Source organism: Streptomyces sp. UH6, from assembly GCF_013421635.1.
Taxonomy (GTDB): Bacteria; Actinomycetota; Actinomycetes; order Streptomycetales; family Streptomycetaceae; genus Streptomyces; species Streptomyces abyssomicinicus.
The window spans coordinates 1-2,204 of sequence record NZ_JACADT010000945.1 but is presented as its reverse complement, the minus strand read 5'-3'; the positions used below and the strand labels follow the sequence as shown (position 1 = coordinate 2,204).

Annotated in this window: 2 protein-coding genes and 1 pseudogene; all 3 read left to right on the top strand. The window is 74.0% G+C overall.

The genetic code is table 11. The features are described from left to right. On the top strand, nt 1-484 hold a 484-nt coding region (locus HW445_RS27875; RefSeq protein WP_180223634.1), incomplete at its 5' end, for a PP2C family serine/threonine-protein phosphatase. A gap of 46 nt (nt 485-530) precedes the next feature. Next, on the top strand, nt 531-1,892 hold the full coding sequence (locus tag HW445_RS27870; protein WP_180223633.1) for a VWA domain-containing protein: 1,362 nt from the start codon (nt 531-533) through the stop codon (nt 1,890-1,892). Nucleotides 1,893-1,941: 49 nt separating this feature from the next. Beyond that, a pseudogene (locus HW445_RS32915) lies at nt 1,942-2,204 on the top strand (phosphopeptide-binding protein); the annotation flags it as partial.

Sequence of the window (2,204 nt, the reverse complement as noted above, 5' to 3'; positions counted from 1 at the left end):
CCCGGCCTGCACCCTGGTCTCCGCGGTGGTCGCCGACGGCCTGCTGGTGGTCGGCTGGGTCGGCGACAGCCGCGCCTACTGGGTGCCCGACGACCGGTCCGCCCCGGCGCGGCTCACCGAGGACGACTCCTGGGCGGCGCAGATGGTCGCGGCCGGGCTGATGAGCGAGGCGCAGGCGTACGCCGACGAGCGCGCCCACGCGATCACCGGCTGGCTGGGGGCCGACGCCTACGAACTCGAGCCGCACACCGCCTCGTTCAAGCCGGACCGGCCCGGTGTGGTGGTGGTCTGCACGGACGGCCTGTGGAACTACGCCGAGACCGCGGAGCAGATGGCGGAGATCCTCCCGGCCGACGCGGCCACCCGCCCGCTGCACAGCGCCCGCGTCCTGGTCGGTCACGCCCTGGACGGAGGGGGCCACGACAACGTAACAGTGGCGTTGGTGCCGTTCCCCGGCCCGGGCACGGGGGCAGGATCCGGCTGAGGCGCGCCCGGCCGAGGGAGCCGCGGGCGCCAGGGGGGACGAACGCATGGCGATTCTCTCGAAACCGGACGTGCCGCGTTTCTCCGTGGACGTCTACCAGAACGAGTACCTTCCGGAGGGTGCCGGCGAGGTGAACGCCGTGGTGACCGTCACGGCCACCGGCGGCGGCGCCCTGCGGGCGGGGGGCACCGGGTACCACCCGTCCGGCTCGGGCGGCGGCCCGGACGCCGCCGTGGTGATCATGGTGGACTGCTCGGGTTCCATGGACTATCCGCCGGCCAAGATGCGCGGCGCCCGGGAGGCGACGGCCGCGGCGATCGACACGGTCCGCGACGGGGTGCGGTTCGCGGTGGTCGGCGGGACCCATGTCGCCCAGGAGGTCTATCCGGGCGACGGCCGGCTCGCCGTCGCCGGCCCGGAGACCCGGGCCCTGGCCAAACAGGCGCTGCGCCGGCTGACCGCGGGGGGCGGCACGGCGATCGGCACCTGGCTGCGCCTGGCGGAGCGCCTGCTGTCGTCGGCGGACGTGACGATCCGGCACGGCATCCTGCTCACCGACGGCCGCAACGAGCACGAGTCCCCCGAGCGGCTGGCGTCGGCCCTGGAGCACTGCGCCGGGCGGTTCACCTGCGACGCGAGGGGCGTGGGCACCGACTGGGAGGTGGGGGAGGTCACCGCGATCGCCTCCGCGCTGCTGGGCACCGCGGACATCGTGGCCGATCCGCAGAACCTGGCCGCCGACTTCACCTCGATGATGGAGACGGCGATGGGCAAGGGCGTCGCCGACGTGGCGCTGCGGCTGTGGACACCGGCCGGGGCGCGGCTCCGCTTCGTCAAGCAGGTCGCGCCCGCCGTCGAGGACCTGACCGGCCGCCGCCGCGAGGCCGGGCCGCGGGCCGGGGACTACCCGACCGGGTCATGGGGCGACGAGTCCCGGGACTACCACGTCTGTGTGGAGGTGCCGCCCGCCGGGATCGGCCGGGAGATGCTCGCCGCCCGCGTCTCGCTGGTGGTGCCGCGGCCCGACGGCTCCGCCGAGAACCTGGGTGCGCAGGGCCTGGTCCGCGCCGTGTGGACCGACGACCTGGCCGCCTCGACCTCGATCGATCCGCAGGTCGCGCACTACACCGGGCAGGCGGAACTCGCCGAGGCCATCAAGCGAGGTCTGGAGGCCCGCAAGGCGGGTGACGTGGACGGAGCGACCGCCAAACTCGGCCGGGCGGTGCAGCTCGCCGGGCTGTCGGGAAACGCCGATACGGCGAAACTGCTTTCGAAGGTGGTGGACGTGGTCGACGAAGCGACAGGTACTGTGCGACTGAAGACGAAGGTCGCGGAAGCCGACGAGATGACTCTCGAGACCCGGTCCACCAAAACGGTCCGTGTGAAGAGGCGACCGCACGAGCAGTGAGCGAGCCGGCCCGCCGAGCGGCCGGAAAGGGAGAGGGGGAAGCGCCGACATGCCGACCTGCCCGAACGGACACCAGTCGGGTTCCGACGACTGGTGCGAGGTCTGCGGTCACCGCATGGCCGGTGCCGTGCCTCCGCCTCCGCCCCCGCCTCCGGGCGGGTACGGCTTCCCGCCGCCGCCCGCGGGGGGCGGCGGCCAGGGGGGCCGTCCGCAGGAACTCTGCCCTCAGTGCCGCACGCCCCGCGAGGGGCTCGCGCCGTTCTGCGAGGAGTGCCGCTGGAACTTCCTCACCAACACGGCCACCTCCTACAC

Bases quoted from the DNA above. Each gene is read 5' to 3' on its own strand.
- HW445_RS27870 (WP_180223633.1), top strand. From the start codon at position 531: ATGGCGATTCTCTCGAAACCGGACGTGCCGCGTTTCTCCGTGGACGTC.